Here is a 14,585-nt window from a genome sequence, read left to right as displayed (position 1 = left end):
GACATGTGGCAGATAGTCAGGTGACGAGGTGTTTGTATGAAAATCATCTGACTTGGAGGCATGTTCATGCCCGACGTACCCCTCGCACGCCGTGCCGGCGCCCGCACCACCGTCCTCGCCGCTCTCACCCTCGCCGGGACCACCCTGAGCGGGGTGCCCGCTGTCGCCGCTCCGGGGGACAACGGGGACGTCAAGATCCACGCCACGGAGACGGCCGCCGGAGACCGGCGCAACGATCCGAAGGTCTGCGACTTCTACCTCGCCGCGTTCGACTTCGAGGCGGGTGAGACGGTCAACTGGACCATCCAGGCCCTGCCCGAGGTGCCGGCCAAGAGCGGCTCGGTCATTCTCAACGCGGCCGGCGCGGGCCGCAGTCCGCTCATCGACCTGCCCAACGGGCAGTACAAACTGACGTGGCTCACTGACCGGGCCCACGGCGCGGGCAAGTTCAAGGTGTTCCAGGTCTCCTGCCCCGACTCCAAGGCCACCATCACCCCGAACGGCGGTGCGCCGGCGGGTGGTGGCGGCATCGCCCGCGCCGAGGCCTTCACCCCGGTCGCCGGAGCCGCCGCCGTCGGCCTGGCCGCCGTCGCCGGAGCGGTCTGGTTCCGCCTCCGCCGCCGCCCCGATGGCGCGGCGTAGGACACCTTCCGCGTATCGCGCAGCCCCTCCTGTGGGGCGGCGCGAGTCCGGGGCGGGTTCGGCGCGGGGCGGGGGTGAAGCCGGAGCCGTTTCGGAGGTTCGGCGTGGGGCTGGTTCTCGTTCTGGCGGCGCTCCGGCGGGGCGGCGCGGGGCCGGGCCCGGTTCTGGTGCCGTGGGGCGGCGTGGGGCTGGGGGTGCGGCTGCCTCGGAGTCCCGGCGTGGGGCTGGTGCCGGGGCCGCTGCCGGCCCGGTGCCCCGGCGTGGGGGCGGGGCCGGATCCGTCGCCGCTCCGGTGAGTCGCCGTGGGTCCGGGGTCGTCGCCTCGTCGGGGTCTCCGCGAGGTGGAGCTGGTGCTGCCGCCACCGCGGCAGGCCGGCGCAGGGGCGGGGTCGGTCCGGGTGCCGAGCCGGTGGTCCGGCGTGGGGGCGGGGCCCGTGGCGGGTCCGGGGCCCCGGTGGGGCCGGAGGCCGCCGTGGGGCCGGAGGCAGAGGCCCCGAGGCCCGGCCCCGGCGGTCTCGCAGGCCCTGGTACCGGACGCGCGCCTACCGGCTGGCGCGGACGATCGCGGTGACCTTCTCGTTGTTGTTGCTCGGTGTCTGCTGGGACCCGGGCGAGGTGCCCGGCGGAACGGTCACGGCCCTCCCGAGCGGCTCCGCGGGAGCCGCCGCGGCAGCCCTGCCGAGCGCCTCCGGCGCGGCCTCCGCTGCCCCCTCGGACGACACGGGCGTCACCGCGGCCCGGCCGAGCCGCTCCAGCGCGTCCCCCGCCCTTTCGCGCGACTCCTCCGGCTCCCCGCCCGCCCGGCCCGGCCCCTCCCGGACCCCCGGCACGCCCCAGGCACCCGCACCCCGTACGGCCCCGCCCCAGGCTTCCGGCCCCCACACCTCCGAGCCCCCCGCCGGCAGCCGAACCGCACCGCCCCCGCGCCCCACAGCCGGCACCCCCGGCCCGACCCGCACCCGACCCCCCACCCGGCCCTCCACTCGCGGCCCTCTGCCCCGCTCCCCAGCCACGCGCCTCCTCATCCCCTACCTCCGCGTCGACGCCCCGATCATGCCCCTGGGCCTCGACCGCGAACGCCGTCTCACCGCGCCCCCGGAGGACGACCCGAAGCTGGTCGGCTGGTACCGGCACGGCGCCTCGCCCGGGGAGCAGGGCGTCGCCGTCGCCGTCGGGCATCTCGACACGGACCGTGGTCCCGCCGTCTTCGCGGGGCTGACGGAGCTGAAGCGCGGCCGGGTCGTCGAGGCCCGCCGCGCCGACGGGCGGATCGCCGTCTACACGGTCGACGCGATCAAGTCGTACGAGAAGGCGCGGTTCCCGAGCCAGGAGGTGTACGGCGCCCGGGGCCGCCCCGAACTGCGCCTGATCACCTGCGGCGGTGCCTACGACCGCAGGAAGGGCTACTCCGGGAACGTCGTGGTGTTCGCCCATCTCACCGCCGTCCGCTGACGACCTGGCCGAATCAGGCCGTCCGCCTTCTCAGCAGATGGACCGAAGCCCCGATCTTGTCCGGTCTCTTCCCTCGGCCGCACACATTCCGTTAACTTCCGTGACCCACAGCCCCGTACGACCCGTACGGAGCCTCCGGCCCGCGGAGCACCAGCGCCCTGAAGACCCCTCGGGGGCACTCATGACACGCGCCATCTCCCTGCACGACGTGAGCAAGGCCTACACACGAGGCGCCCGCGTGGTGGACCGGCTGTCGCTGGACATCACCCCGGGCGAGTTCCTCGTGCTGCTCGGCCCGTCCGGCTGCGGCAAGTCGACCGTGCTCAGAATGATCGCCGGGCTGGAGGAGATCGACGAGGGCCGGCTGCTGCTCGACGGCGAGTACGCCAACGACCTGCCGCCGTCCGGCCGGGACATGGCGATGGTCTTCCAGAACTTCGCCCTCTACCCGAACATGACCAGCCGCGCGAACATCGGGTTCCCGCTTCGTATCGAGGACCCGGGCACGGACCCCCGCCCCCGCGTCGACGCCACCGCCCGCATGCTCGGCATCGAGGACCTCCTCGACCGCCTGCCGGCCCAGCTCTCCGGCGGCGAACGCCAGCGGGTCGCCATGGGCCGGGCCATCGCTCGCCACCCCTCGGCCTTCCTCATGGACGAGCCGCTGTCCAATCTCGACGCCAAGCTCCGTAACCACCTGCGAGCCGAGATATCCCAGCTCACCCGGGAGCTGGGTGTCACCACCGTCTACGTCACCCACGACCAGGCCGAGGCCATGTCGCTCGGCGACCGGGTCGCCGTACTGCGCGGCGGCGTGCTCCAGCAGGTCGACGGCCCGCGCGCGGTGTACGCGCTGCCCAGCAACGTCTTCGTCGCCGCGTTCATCGGCACCCCGCGCATCAACCTCCTGCGCGGACTGGTGCGTGCCCCGCTGGACGGAGCGATGACCATCAGCCTGGGCAAGCAGTTCCTGCGCCTGCCCGAGCCGCTCTCCCTGGACCATCAGCTGCTGCGCGTCCAGCAGGGCCGCGAGGTCATCGTCGGTCTGCGCTCGGAGGCCGTCCGGATCGCCAAGCACAGCGCGGCCCGCCCCGGCGAGGTGCCGATCACCGGCCTGGTCGAGCACGTGGAGTTCCAGGGGCACGAGATCCTCGTCCACTTCAACACCGGCTCCAGCCCGGCCGTCGTCCCCGAACTGGAAGCCCCGCGCCCCCGCCCCGGCCGCCCCGCCCGGCGGCGCCGCCGCGAGGGTTCGGTGCTCACCCGGCTGCGGGAGCGGTCCGCGGCCGGGCGGGCCGGGCCCGTGGTCACCCTGGACCAACCCGAGGCCGCCGCCCCCGCCACCGCCGATCCCCGTCTGCCCGGTGACCTCATCGTCCGCACCACCCCGGACCTGGCCCTGCGCCACGGTATGCAGGTGCCGCTCCTCGTCGACCTCGCCCACCTCTTCGTCTTCGACCAGAACGGCGACCGCATCTGCCCGCATCCGGCGCGCCTGCCCGATCTGGGGGCGTGAGGAGCCGCACACCCGGGCGGGGCCCGCCGCGTGCTGTGATGTCCGCGGTGACCGGGACGTCTGGCGTCAGAAAACTATCGCCGCTAGTTTATGTGCCGGACGACGACGCCCCGCCCCGGAGGAAGCGCGATGAAGGCATACGACGGCATGTACATCCAGGGCGCCTGGCGCCCGGCCGCCGGCCAGGACGTGATCGAGGTCGTGAACCCGGTCGACGAGCAGGTGATCGGCACGGTCCCGGCGGGCACCGCCGAGGACGTCGACACTGCCGTACGGGCCGCCCGTGCCGCCCTCGCGGACTGGGCCGCGACCCCGCCCGCCGAGCGTGCGGCGCGCCTGACCGCCCTCCGGGACGTGCTCGTGGCCCGCGCCGACGAGATCGCCGAGACGGTCACGGCGGAACTCGGCTCGCCCCTGAAGTTCTCGCAGGCCGTCCACGCGGGCGTGCCGATCGCGGTCGCGGGCTCCTACGCCGAGCTGGCGGCGACGTACGCCTTCGAGGAGAAGACCGGCAACTCGGTCGTGCACCACGAGCCGGTCGGTGTCGTGGCAGCGATCACGCCCTGGAACTACCCCCTGCACCAGATCGTCGCCAAGGTCACCCCGGCCCTCGCGGCGGGCTGCACGGTCGTCGTGAAGCCCGCCGAGGACACCCCGTTGGTCGCCCGTCTCTTCGCCGACGCGGTGCACGGGGCCGGGATCCCGGCGGGCGTCTTCAACCTGGTCACCGGTCTGGGCCCGGTCGCCGGCCAGGCCCTCGCCGAGCACCCGGGCGTCGACCTGGTCTCCTTCACCGGATCCACCGCCGTCGGCCGGCAGATCGCCGCGATCGCCGCCGGGCAGGTCAAGAAGGTCGCCCTCGAACTCGGCGGCAAGTCCGCCAACGTCATCCTCCCGACCGCCGACCTGGCCAAGGCGGTCAACGTCGGGGTCGCCAACGTCATGTCCAACTCCGGGCAGACGTGCAGCGCCTGGACCCGCATGCTCGTCCACCGTGACCGGTACGAGGAGGCCGTGGAACTCGCGGCCGCGGCCGCCGCCAAGTACGGCGACCGCATCGGCCCGGTCGTCAACGCCAAGCAGCAGGCGCGGGTGCGCGGCTACATCGAGAAGGGCGTCGCGGAAGGCGCTCGCCTGGTCGCCGGCGGCCCCGAATCCCCGCGCGAGACCGGATACTTCGTCAGCCCGACCGTCTTCGCCGACGTCACCCCGGACATGACCATCGCCCAGGAGGAGATCTTCGGCCCGGTCCTGTCGATCCTCCCCTACGACGACGAGGAGGACGCCCTGCGCATCGCCAACGGCACGGTCTACGGCCTGGCCGGCGCCGTCTGGGCCGGTGACGAGGCCGAGGCGGTGGCCTTCGCGCGCCGGATGGAGACCGGCCAGGTCGACATCAACGGCGGCCGCTTCAATCCTCTCGCCCCCTTCGGCGGTTACAAGCAGTCGGGCGTGGGCCGCGAACTCGGCGTGCACGGCCTGGCCGAGTACCTCCAGACCAAGTCCCTCCAGTTCTAGAACCAGGGGAGTCCCTTCCGCCATGGCTGTCCGCGCCGCCGTTCTGCCCGCCGTCGGATCCCCGCTGGAGATCACCGGCATCGACCTGCCCGACCCCGGACCGGGACAGGTTCGCGTCCGGCTCGCCGCCGCCGGGGTCTGCCACTCCGACCTGTCCCTGTCCGACGGCACCATGCGCGTCCCCGTCCCCGCCGTCCTCGGCCACGAGGGCGCCGGCACGGTCGTCGCCGTCGGCGAGGGCGTCAGCCACGTCGCGCCCGGCGACGGGGTCGTCCTCAACTGGGCCCCGTCCTGCGGCGCCTGCCACGCCTGCTCGCTCGGCGAGGTCTGGCTGTGCGCCAACGCGCTCAACGGCGCCGGCGACGTCTACGCCCGCACCACCGAGGGCACCGACCTCCACCCCGGCCTGAACGTCGCCGCGTTCGCCGAGGAGACGGTCGTGGCCGCCTCCTGCGTCCTCCCGGTCCCGGACGGGGTCCCGCTCACCGACGCGGCCCTCCTCGGCTGCGCCGTCCTCACCGGCTACGGCGCCGTCCACCACTCGGCCCAGGTCCGTCCGGGCGAGACGGTGGCGGTGTTCGGCGTCGGGGGCGTGGGACTCGCCGCCCTCCAGGCGGCCCGGATCGCGGGCGCCTCGAAGATCGTCGCGGTGGACGTCTCCGCCGAGAAGGAGGAACTGGCCCGGGCGGCCGGCGCCACCGACTACGTCATCGCCTCCGAGAACACCGCCCGCGAGATCCGCGCCCTCACCGGCAAACAGGGCGTCGACGTCGCCGTGGAGTGCGCCGGCCGCGCGGTCAGCATCCGCACGGCCTGGGACTCCACCCGGCGCGGCGGCCGCACCACGGTCGTCGGCATCGGCGGCAAGGACCAGCAGGTCACCTTCAACGCCCTGGAGATCTTCCACTGGGGCCGCACCCTCGCGGGCTGCGTCTACGGCAACTCCAACCCGGCCGAGGACCTCCCGGTGCTCGCCGAACACGTCCGCGCGGGCCGCCTCGACCTGAGCGCGCTGGTGACGGAGCGGATCTCCCTGGAGGGCATCCCGGCCGCGTTCGAGAACATGCTGGCGGGCAAGGGCGGCCGGGCGCTGGTCGTCTTCTAGCCCGGTTCCTCCGCACCCCGGCCTCCGCGCGAGGCCGGGGCATCAGGCATGCCCGCCCGCACGGTCGGTGCCAAGTACAGGTAAAAGTCCTGGTGCGCGACCCGTTGACGTCCATACCGTCCGGTCAGTACGTTCCCGGAACCCGAGCCACCCCCCGTTCCGTCCCCGCATCCACCGGAGCGTGCACCGCATGGACACGGCACCTTCCGCTCAGCCCGCCACCACCACCCCGGCCGCCGGCAACCGCCGCCGGGTAGCCACCGCGGCAGCGCTCGCCTCGGCCGTCGAGTGGTACGACTACTTCGTCTTCGGCATCGCCGCGGCCCTCGTCCTCGGCGATCTCTACTTCCCCGCGGGCAGCCCCACCGCCGGCGTCCTGGCCTCGTTCGCCACCTTCGCCGTCGGTTTCCTCGCCCGCCCCATCGGCGGCATCGTCGCCGGCCACCTCGGCGACAAGCGCGGCCGCAAGCCGATGCTGGTCCTCGCCCTCACCCTGATGGGCGTCGCCACCACCGGCATCGGCCTGCTGCCGACGTACGACACGATCGGCGTCGCGGCCCCGATCCTGCTGGTCCTGCTGCGCATCGCCCAGGGCGTCGCCGTCGGTGCCCAGTGGGGCGGCGCGATGCTCCTGGCCACCGAGTACGCCCCGGAGGGCAAGCGAGGTGTCTACGGCAGCGTCGTCCAGCTCGGCGTCCCCATCGGCGTGGTGACCGCCAACACGGTCTTCCTCGCCGCCGGCGCGTTCACCACCGACTCGGCGTTCGCGGCCTGGGGCTGGCGCGTGCCGTTCCTGGTCGGCCTGCTGGTCCTCGGACTCGCCTGGTACATCCACACCAAGGTCGAGGAGACCCCCGCGTTCCGGGAGGCCGAACGCGCCCTCGCGAAGAAGGAGAAGACCGAGCAGAGCTCGCCGCTGCGCACCATCCTGCGCGGGCACCTCGGCACGGTGCTCCTCGCGGGCGGCTCCTTCGCCGTCAACACCGCGACCTTCTACATCCTGATCACCGGCGTCCTCGACTACACGACCCGCGAGCTGGACATGAAGAAGAGCGCGGTGCTCACCGTCTCGCTTTGCGTCAGCCTCACCCAGCTCGTGCTGATCCCGGCGGCCGCCGCGCTCTCCGACCGTGTCGGCCGCATCCGGATCTACGCCATCGGCGCGGTCGGCATCGCACTGTGGGCCGTACCGCTCTTCCTGCTGATCGACACCGGCTCGCTGCTGTGGCTCGCGGTCGGCACGTTCGTCGCCAGCTGCTTCCTGAGCATCATGTACGGTCCCCAGGCCGCCCTGTTCGCGGAGCTGTTCACGCCCGAGATGCGCTACACCGGCGCTTCGCTCGGTTACCAGATCGCGGCCGTCGCCGGCGGCGGGCTCGCGCCCTTCGTCATGGTGCTGCTGCTGGAGTCGACGGGCACGTCGATGGCCGTGTCCGGCTACATCATCGTGCTCTCGGTGATCGCACTGGTCTCGATCAAGGTCCTCGCGGACCGCGCGCGTTCGGCCGAATCGGCGGCGGAACCCGCGGCCGAGCCGGCGGCGGAGGCCGAGTCAGCGGGCTGAGTCCGCGGCCTCCTCGGGCCGGGGCTCCGGAGCCGCTCCCGGAGCCCCGCCCCGAGCCGCCGACCGCGCCCCCCTCCGCGACCGTGACCGGGACACCGCGACACCCGCCAGGCACAGCACGCCGCCGACCAGGGTCAGCAGCCCCGGCACCTCGCCGAGGAACAGCCAGGACATCAGGACGACCAGCGCGGGCGCCGCGTATGTCGTCGCGCCCATCTTGCTCGCGGTCGTCCGGGACAGGGCGTACGCCCACGTCGTGAAGGCGAGGGCGGTCGGAAAGACGCCCAGGTACACCATGTTGAGCGTCGCGGAGGCCGGAGCGTCGGCGGCCTCCCGGACCAGCTGCCCGGCGAACGGCAGACACAGCACCGCGCCGACCAGGCACCCGAACGTCGTCACCTGCAAGGGACTCGCCGTGCCCAGCGCCGGCTTCTGCGCCACGACACCACCGGCGTACGCGACCGCCGCCAGCAGGCACAGCACCACCCCGAGCACCGAGGATCCGCCCTCGCCCGACATCGAGAGACCCACCGTCACCGCACCGGCGAACGACACCGCCATCCCCGCCAGCAGCCGCGGTGGCATCGGGTCCCCGAGCAGCCGGGCACCGAGCAGCGCGATCAGGATGGGACCGGTGTTCACGACCAGGGCGGCCGAACCCGCGTCGACCTGCTGCTCGCCCCAGTTGAGCGCGACCATGTAGAAGCCGAACCACAGCAGCCCCGATATCGCGATGCCGCGCCAGGCCGAGCGGGGCGGCACCCCCTCCCGTCGCAGCAGGCAGATCGCCCCCAGCGTCAGCACCCCGGCCAGCAGCCGCCCGAGCGCCAGCGCGCCCGGCGAGTAGGCGTCACCCGCACTGCGGATCGAGACGAAGGCGGACGCCCACAGCACGACGGTGACCGTGGCCGCGCCGGCGGCCAGCAGCTCCGCCCGGCGGCCGGGACGGGTCGGGGATGTGTTCATCATGCTCCCGAGGCTAGGAGGGGTGGAGGGACGGACGCTCGCGGTTTTCGGACCGTGTGTCCGGGCAGGCCGGGCGGCGCGTCAGGGCCGGCCCTGCCGGGCTTCGGGATCAGCGCAGCGCCGCCGCCTCCACGCCCAGCAGCTCGAAGAGGGCCCGGGCACCGGCCGCCGTCACCTTCACGGCACGCTCGGAGCCGATGCGCACGCACCATCCCGTGTCCAGGGCGTGCCGGCACAGGGCCGCGCCCGCCACGCCCGCGAGATGGGGCCGCCGTTCGGTCCAGTCGAGACAGGCCCGTGCCATGGGGCGTCGGCCACGCCGTTCGAGGCCGATACCGGCCGACGCGAACCACGCCACGCCCGCGTCGGTGAGCGCGAACCCGGTCTCCTGCCGCAGCAGCCCACGCGCCGTCAGCGCGTCCGTGACCGCGATGCCGAGCCGGCCGGCGAGATGGTCGTAGCAGGTGCGCCCCCGGGCCATCGCCGAACCCGCGCTCGACTCCCGCAGGCTCCGCGGCCGTACGGCCGTGCCCGGCGCGACCTGCGCGGCCAGGTCCTCCAGCAGTTGCGCGACCCGTGCGTCCGCCAGCCGGACGTACCGGTGCCGGCCCTGCCGTTCCTCGGTGAGCAGCCCGCCCGCCACGAGCCTGCTCAGGTGCTCGCTCAGCGTCGACGCGGCGACCCCCGCGTGCCGGGCCAGCTCGCTCGCGGTCCGGGCCCGGCCGTCGAGCAACGCCAGCAGGCACGCGGCCCGGGTCTCGTCCGCGAACAGTCCGGCGAACCGTGCCAGGGCCGTGGCCCGCGGGTCCCTCGTCGTCATGGCCCCAGCATGGGACACGGATCGTTCGGCCGCCGCCGAAGTGTGCCTACGCGGTCCGCCGCACCTGCTCGTACTGCCGTGCCAGCCCGTCCAGCAGGGCCGTCAGCCCGGTCTCGAAAGCCCGCTCGTCGATCTTCTCCTGCTGCTCGGCGAGGAGGTGGGCCTGCTGGAGGTGGGGGTAGTCGGCGGGGTTGTAGGCGCTCGCGTCGTCCACGAAGCCCCGGCGAAGGAGCCGAGCGCGGAGCCCATCACGAAGTACCGCATCAGCGCGCCGATGGACGTGGCCTGCGCCGGCGGCCAGCCCGCGGCGACCATCGCGCCGTAGACGGCGTCCGCGAGGCGCAACCCCGCCGGGCGGCGGCCCGGGCCGCGGGCCAGCACCGGGACGATGTTCGGGTGGTCGCGCAGCGCGACCCGGTAGGAGACGGCCCAGTCATGCAGCGCGGTCCGCCAGTCGCGGCCGTCCTCGAACATCGTCAGATCCACCTGGCCGCTCACCGAGTCGGCGACCGCCTCCAGGATCTCGTCCTTGGTGCGGAAGTGGTTGTAGAGCGAGGGCCCGCTCACGCCCAGTTCGGCGGCGAGCCGACGGGTGGAGACGGCCGCCAGGCCCTCCGCGTCCACGAGCGCGCGGGCTGTCTCGACGATCCGGTCGGTGGAGAGCAAGGGCTTGCGCGGTCGGGCCATGGCGCACATAGTAGGGCTGCGCACGGAAACTAGCAGTGCTAATTTAAAGGTGCGGCTTTCAATGACGTCCGGCTTTCCCTGGGGTGACGTGTGGTGAACCTGGAACTCGGCGAGGAGCAGACCGCGGTCCAGCGGCTCGCGCGGGACTTCGTGGAGCGCGAGATCACCCCGAACGTCATCGCCTGGGACCGCGCCGAGGAAGTCGACCGCGCACTCGTCAAGAAGCTCGGCGAGGTCGGCTTCCTGGGCCTGACCATCGACGAGGAGTACGGCGGTTCCGGCGGCGACCATCTCGCGTACTGCCTGGTCACGGAGGAACTGGGGCGGGGTGACTCGTCCGTGCGCGGCATCGTCTCCGTCTCGCTGGGGCTCGTCGCCAAGACCGTCGCCGCCTGGGGGAGCGAGGGGCAGAAGCGGCAGTGGCTGCCGGGGCTCACGTCCGGCGAGGCGGTCGGCTGCTTCGGGCTCACCGAGCCGGGCACGGGCTCGGACGCGGGCAACCTCGCGACACGGGCGGTACGGGACGGCGACGACTACGTCATCAACGGCACCAAGATGTTCATCACCAACGGCACCTGGGCCGACGTCGTCCTGCTCTTCGCCCGCTCCACGGACGCCCCCGGCCACAAGGGCGTCTCCGCCTTCCTGGTCCCCACCGGCACACCCGGCCTGACGCGCCGCACGATCCACGGCAAGCTGGGGCTGCGCGGCCAGGCCACGGCCGAACTGGTTCTGGAGGACGTGCGCGTGCCCGCCTCGGCGCTGCTGGGGGAGGAGGGCAAGGGCTTCTCGGTCGCCATGTCCGCCCTCGCCAAGGGCCGGATGTCGGTCGCCGCGGGCTGTGTCGGCATAGCCCAGGCCGCGCTGGACGCGGCGGTGCGGTACGCGGGCGAGCGCGAGCAGTTCGGGAAGCCCATCGCCCGGCACCAGCTGGTCCAGGAGCTGATCAGCGACATCGCCGTGGACGTCGACGCCGCCCGGCTGCTGACGTGGCGGGTCGCCGATCTGATCGACCGCGGACAGCCGTTCGCCGTCGAGTCGTCCAAGGCCAAGCTGTTCGCCTCGGAGGCGGCCGTCCGCGCCGCGAACAACGCGCTCCAGGTCTTCGGCGGGTACGGCTACATCGACGAGTACCCGGCGGGCAAGCTGCTGCGGGACGCCCGCGTGATGACCCTCTACGAGGGCACCAGCCAGATCCAGAAGCTGGTCATCGGGCGGGCGCTGACCGGGGTTTCGGCGTTCTGAGTACCTTCTGAGTACGCCGGCGGATGTGGCGCGGGCCACTTCGGCCGAAGCTTGCCCCCATGAGTGACACACCGGGCAAGCAGAACACCGCGGCCTTCTACGGCCAGGCCGTCGCCTCCTTCGCCGTCGCCATGGCGGCCACCGCCATCGGCATCTACCAGCTGAGCGCCGACGCCTGGGTGCGTGGCTTCCTCGCCATCGCCGTCCTGTACCTGGTCACCTCCTCCTTCACCCTGGCCAAGGTGATCCGGGACCGGCAGGACGGGGCGGCGGCACCCACGTACACCCCCTTCGAGAAGCACTGAGCGCTTGCGGGGTCGAACACGCCCTAAGCGCCCGCTCACCTTCGGCGGTATGGTGGTGCCCCTGCCAGTGGAGAGGGGCACGTGATGGGTACGGCGGAGGAGACGGCCGGCGGCGAGGCGCAGGCGTGGGGCGAGGTCACGCCCGACGCGGCGCGGCGGCTGCTGATCGCCGCGGTGGAGGCCTTCGCCGAGCGCGGGTACCACGCCACGACGACCCGTGACATCGCGGGTCGCGCCGGGATGAGTCCGGCCGCGCTCTACATCCACTACAAGACCAAGGAAGAGCTGCTGCACCGCATCAGCAGGATCGGGCACGCGAAGGCCCTGGAGATCCTGCGGACGGCGGCCCGGCGCGAGGGCAGTGCCCGCGAGCGCCTGGCCGGCGCGGTCAGCTCCTTCGTCGGCTGGCACGCCGGCGGCCGCACCACGGCCCGGGTGGTCCAGTACGAGCTGGACTCGCTCGGGCCGGACGCCCGGGCCGAGATCCTCGCGCTGCGCCGGCAGTGCGACGACGAGGTGCACCGGGTCATCGAGGACGGCGTGGCGTCGGGCGAGTTCGACGTGCTCGACGTCAAGGGGACCACCCTCGCGGTGCTCTCCCTCTGCATCGACGTGGCCCGCTGGTTCAACGTCGACGGGCCGTGGACGCCGGACGAGGTCGGCGCGCTGTACGCCGACCTCGTGCTGCGGATGGTCGGCGCCGGGGAGCCGGCACCGGCTCAGAAGTAGTAGCGCGCCACGGACTCGGCGACACAGACGGGCTTGTCGCCGCCCTCGCGTTCCAGAGTGAAGGCGACGGTGACCTGGACGCCGCCGGTCACGTCCTCGACGCCGGTGATCGTGGCGGTCGCGCGCAGCCGGGAGCCGACCGGCACGGGCGCGGGGAAACGCACCTTGTTCGTCCCGTAGTTGACGCCCATCTTCACGCCCTCGACGGCGATCAGCTGCGGCCCGAAGAGGGGGAGCAGCGACAGGGTCAGATAGCCGTGCGCGATGGTCGTGCCGAAGGGGCCCGCGGCGGCCTTCTCGGGGTCGACGTGGATCCACTGGTGGTCACCGGTGGCGTCCGCGAAGAGGTCGATCCGCTTCTGGTCGATGTCGAGCCAGTCGGTGTACCCCAGTTGCTCACCCACCGCCGACCTCAGGTCGTCGACGGACGTGAAGATCCTCGGCTCTGCCATGTCCCGGCCTCTCGCATGTCAGGGATGCTGCTTCTCTAAGCGACTGCTTAGCATGGTCGGCCGCGGGGGGTCGTGTCAACGGACTGGGTAGGGTTCGATGGGTGCCCCAGATTCCAGAGAAGATCCATGAGCTCACGGTCGGCCAGCTCGCGGCGCGGAGCGGCGCGGCCGTGTCCGCGCTGCACTTCTACGAGTCCAAGGGCCTGATCGACAGTCGCCGGACGTCAGGCAACCAGCGCCGCTACGCACGTGACACGCTCCGCCGGGTCGCCTTCATCAGGGCCGCGCAACGGGTCGGCATCCCGCTGGCGACGATCCGCGAGGCCCTCGCGGAACTCCCCGAGGAGCGGACGCCGACGAAGGAGGACTGGGCGCATCTCTCGGAGGCCTGGCGCTCCGAACTGGACGAACGCATCAAGCAGCTGAACCGCCTGCGCGACCACCTCACCGACTGCATCGGCTGCGGCTGCCTCTCCCTCGAAGGCTGCGTCCTCTCCAACCCGGACGACGCCTTCGGCGAACGCCGCACGGGCTCCCGCCTGATGGTGGACAAGAACCGGGGGTAGCTGCCCTTGGCCTTAGCTGCGCGCATGCGTGCCTCCCCCAGTGTTTTAAGGGCCTGGGAGGTGCCCCCAGGGCGGTACGGGTGGGCGGTGGGGGTCCCCCCCGCTCATGGGGCCCCCGCTCATGGGGGTCCCCCCCCGCTCGAGCGAAGCCGAGTGTGGGGGAGGCACCCCGCTCCGCCGGGCTGCGCAACGCCCCGACCTCAGCGACAACGCCGAGCACCCGCAGACCGACCAACCGCGTACTCACCCAACCCCGCCACAACCAACTCCGCATTGGACCCGGCCCGCCTCCCGTCCGGCAGCAGCAGCACATCCTCCAGCCCGACCCGCGTGGTCACCCCCAACCGCCCCGCGAACCGCAGCACAGGCCAAGCGCCCCCGTCCTCTCCGTGCAACAACACAGGACGGCCATGAGCGGAACCGATCTCGCACAGCAGCGCCCGCGCAGAGGCGACGGCCCCCGCCGCATCCGTGTCCGTCACCTCCGCCAGCACCCGCAATACCCTCGGCCCCAGCGAAGACGCGGCAAACCGCTCCGCCCCGTCCGTCCCCGACCAGATGCCGGCCTCCACCCCACCCCGAGATCGATGAGCGCGGCGGCCACCTCCTCCGCCCCCGGCTCATGCCAGTTGACCGACGCGTGGTCGGGCAGCACGGTCCAGCCGCGGACCCGGTCCAGCCTGGCGGCGGGGTCCGGCTCCGCCCACGCCCCCGTCGTCACACCGACCGGCACCGACACCCGCGCCCGAATCGCCTCCAGCGTCACCGCGAGCACCCGCGGCGACAGCGTGTCCCGCCCGCACGGCGTCTTGGGGTGGACGTGGATGTCCGTGGCCCCGGCCGCGACGGCCTCCGCCGCGGACGCGGCCATCGCCTCGGGCGTCAGCGGCACCGCCGCACCGTCGGCGGCTCCCCGCGCCCCGTTCAGACACACCTGCACCATGTCCCGATGGTGCCAGTCACCACTGACAGCCGGCCCCGGCGGCGACAGTGGGGGTGCGGCATCCCCGGCGCACCC

The 14,585-nt window shown here is 73.0% G+C and carries 14 protein-coding genes and 2 pseudogenes; 10 read left to right on the top strand and 6 right to left on the bottom strand.

Translation table 11 applies throughout. The features are described from left to right. Positions 1-60 precede the first annotated feature (60 nt). Positions 61-642 carry a hypothetical protein gene (locus ACQEV8_RS09250; RefSeq protein ID WP_432958900.1) on the top strand — a complete coding sequence of 194 codons (582 nt, stop codon included), beginning with the start codon at positions 61-63 and terminating at the stop codon, positions 640-642. A gap of 542 nt (positions 643-1,184) precedes the next feature. Here the strand turns inward: ACQEV8_RS09250 and ACQEV8_RS09245 are convergent. After that, positions 1,185-1,526: a hypothetical protein gene (locus ACQEV8_RS09245; protein ID WP_432973421.1), complete on the bottom strand. Its 342-nt coding sequence runs from the start codon at positions 1,524-1,526 to the stop codon at positions 1,185-1,187. Positions 1,527-1,635: 109 nt separating this feature from the next. Here ACQEV8_RS09245 and ACQEV8_RS09240 point away from each other — a divergent pair, with 109 nt between their 5' ends. From ACQEV8_RS09240 to ACQEV8_RS09220, 5 genes are all read left to right on the top strand, one after another. After that, positions 1,636-2,094, top strand: a complete 459-nt coding sequence (locus ACQEV8_RS09240; protein ID WP_432972561.1) for a class F sortase — start codon at positions 1,636-1,638, stop codon at positions 2,092-2,094. A gap of 181 nt (positions 2,095-2,275) precedes the next feature. After that, positions 2,276-3,610, top strand: coding sequence for an ABC transporter ATP-binding protein (locus tag ACQEV8_RS09235; RefSeq protein WP_432958898.1), 1,335 nt, complete (start codon positions 2,276-2,278; stop codon positions 3,608-3,610). Positions 3,611-3,739: 129 nt separating this feature from the next. Next, positions 3,740-5,128, top strand: a complete 1,389-nt coding sequence (locus ACQEV8_RS09230) for an aldehyde dehydrogenase family protein (RefSeq protein WP_432958896.1) — start codon at positions 3,740-3,742, stop codon at positions 5,126-5,128. Positions 5,129-5,150: 22 nt separating this feature from the next. Next, a complete protein-coding gene (locus ACQEV8_RS09225) occupies positions 5,151-6,233 on the top strand; it encodes a Zn-dependent alcohol dehydrogenase (RefSeq protein WP_432958894.1) in 1,083 nt (360 codons plus the stop codon). 190 nt (positions 6,234-6,423) lie between these two features. Then, positions 6,424-7,797, top strand: a complete 1,374-nt coding sequence (locus ACQEV8_RS09220; protein ID WP_432958892.1) for an MFS transporter — start codon at positions 6,424-6,426, stop codon at positions 7,795-7,797. On the opposite strand, the gene ACQEV8_RS09215 is transcribed toward ACQEV8_RS09220, so the two are convergent. The 3 genes and pseudogenes from ACQEV8_RS09215 to ACQEV8_RS09205 form a co-directional block, all read right to left on the bottom strand. Continuing rightward, positions 7,786-8,766 (bottom strand): DMT family transporter, encoded by a 981-nt coding sequence (locus ACQEV8_RS09215; protein ID WP_432958890.1) that lies wholly within the window; start codon positions 8,764-8,766, stop codon positions 7,786-7,788. The two genes, ACQEV8_RS09220 and ACQEV8_RS09215, sit on opposite strands and share 12 nt — an antisense overlap. A gap of 106 nt (positions 8,767-8,872) precedes the next feature. Continuing rightward, complete coding sequence (locus ACQEV8_RS09210) at positions 8,873-9,583, bottom strand: ArsR/SmtB family transcription factor (RefSeq protein ID WP_432958888.1); 711 nt, start codon at positions 9,581-9,583, stop codon at positions 8,873-8,875. Between the two features lie 46 nt (positions 9,584-9,629). Further along, positions 9,630-10,270 (bottom strand): annotated as a pseudogene (locus tag ACQEV8_RS09205) (TetR/AcrR family transcriptional regulator). Between the two features lie 93 nt (positions 10,271-10,363). Here ACQEV8_RS09205 and ACQEV8_RS09200 point away from each other — a divergent pair. The 3 genes from ACQEV8_RS09200 (at position 10,364) to ACQEV8_RS09190 (ending at position 12,549) form a co-directional block, all read left to right on the top strand. Next, complete coding sequence (locus ACQEV8_RS09200; RefSeq protein ID WP_432958886.1) at positions 10,364-11,515, top strand: acyl-CoA dehydrogenase family protein; 1,152 nt, start codon at positions 10,364-10,366, stop codon at positions 11,513-11,515. Positions 11,516-11,574: 59 nt separating this feature from the next. Beyond that, positions 11,575-11,820, top strand: a complete 246-nt coding sequence (locus ACQEV8_RS09195; protein WP_432958884.1) for a YiaA/YiaB family inner membrane protein — start codon at positions 11,575-11,577, stop codon at positions 11,818-11,820. 84 nt (positions 11,821-11,904) lie between these two features. Continuing rightward, positions 11,905-12,549 carry a TetR/AcrR family transcriptional regulator gene (locus ACQEV8_RS09190; protein WP_432958883.1) on the top strand — a complete coding sequence of 215 codons (645 nt, stop codon included), beginning with the start codon at positions 11,905-11,907 and terminating at the stop codon, positions 12,547-12,549. Here ACQEV8_RS09190 and ACQEV8_RS09185 read toward each other — a convergent pair. Next, positions 12,540-13,001: a MaoC family dehydratase gene (locus tag ACQEV8_RS09185; RefSeq protein ID WP_432958882.1), complete on the bottom strand. Its 462-nt coding sequence runs from the start codon at positions 12,999-13,001 to the stop codon at positions 12,540-12,542. The genes ACQEV8_RS09190 and ACQEV8_RS09185 overlap by 10 nt on opposite strands. A 101-nt stretch (positions 13,002-13,102) precedes the next feature. On the opposite strand from ACQEV8_RS09185, the gene soxR reads away from it, so the two are divergent. Continuing rightward, positions 13,103-13,567: a redox-sensitive transcriptional activator SoxR gene (gene soxR, locus ACQEV8_RS09180; protein WP_432958880.1), complete on the top strand. Its 465-nt coding sequence runs from the start codon at positions 13,103-13,105 to the stop codon at positions 13,565-13,567. A 200-nt stretch (positions 13,568-13,767) separates the two neighbouring features. Here the strand turns inward: soxR and ACQEV8_RS09175 are convergent. Beyond that, positions 13,768-14,510 (bottom strand): annotated as a pseudogene (locus tag ACQEV8_RS09175) (3-keto-5-aminohexanoate cleavage protein). Positions 14,511-14,585 lie beyond the last annotated feature (75 nt).

It is taken from the genome of Streptomyces sp. CA-179760 (assembly GCF_050937045.1).
Lineage (GTDB): Bacteria > Actinomycetota > Actinomycetes > Streptomycetales > Streptomycetaceae > Streptomyces.
Note: the sequence above shows the minus strand (reverse complement) of the source record. Positions and strands in the feature narration are given on the sequence as shown.

Excerpts from the sequence above, each read along its gene's own strand:
- ACQEV8_RS09250 (WP_432958900.1), top strand. The coding sequence starts at position 61 with ATGTTCATGCCCGACGTACCCCTCGCACGCCGTGCCGGCGCCCGCACC.
- ACQEV8_RS09235 (WP_432958898.1), top strand. The coding sequence starts at position 2,276 with ATGACACGCGCCATCTCCCTGCACGACGTGAGCAAGGCCTACACACGA.
- ACQEV8_RS09230 (WP_432958896.1), top strand. The coding sequence starts at position 3,740 with ATGAAGGCATACGACGGCATGTACATCCAGGGCGCCTGGCGCCCGGCC.
- ACQEV8_RS09225 (WP_432958894.1), top strand. The coding sequence starts at position 5,151 with ATGGCTGTCCGCGCCGCCGTTCTGCCCGCCGTCGGATCCCCGCTGGAG.
- ACQEV8_RS09220 (WP_432958892.1), top strand. The coding sequence starts at position 6,424 with ATGGACACGGCACCTTCCGCTCAGCCCGCCACCACCACCCCGGCCGCC.
- ACQEV8_RS09215 (WP_432958890.1), bottom strand. The coding sequence starts at position 8,766 with ATGATGAACACATCCCCGACCCGTCCCGGCCGCCGGGCGGAGCTGCTG.
- ACQEV8_RS09210 (WP_432958888.1), bottom strand. The coding sequence starts at position 9,583 with ATGACGACGAGGGACCCGCGGGCCACGGCCCTGGCACGGTTCGCCGGA.
- ACQEV8_RS09195 (WP_432958884.1), top strand. The coding sequence starts at position 11,575 with ATGAGTGACACACCGGGCAAGCAGAACACCGCGGCCTTCTACGGCCAG.
- ACQEV8_RS09190 (WP_432958883.1), top strand. The coding sequence starts at position 11,905 with ATGGGTACGGCGGAGGAGACGGCCGGCGGCGAGGCGCAGGCGTGGGGC.
- ACQEV8_RS09185 (WP_432958882.1), bottom strand. The coding sequence starts at position 13,001 with ATGGCAGAGCCGAGGATCTTCACGTCCGTCGACGACCTGAGGTCGGCG.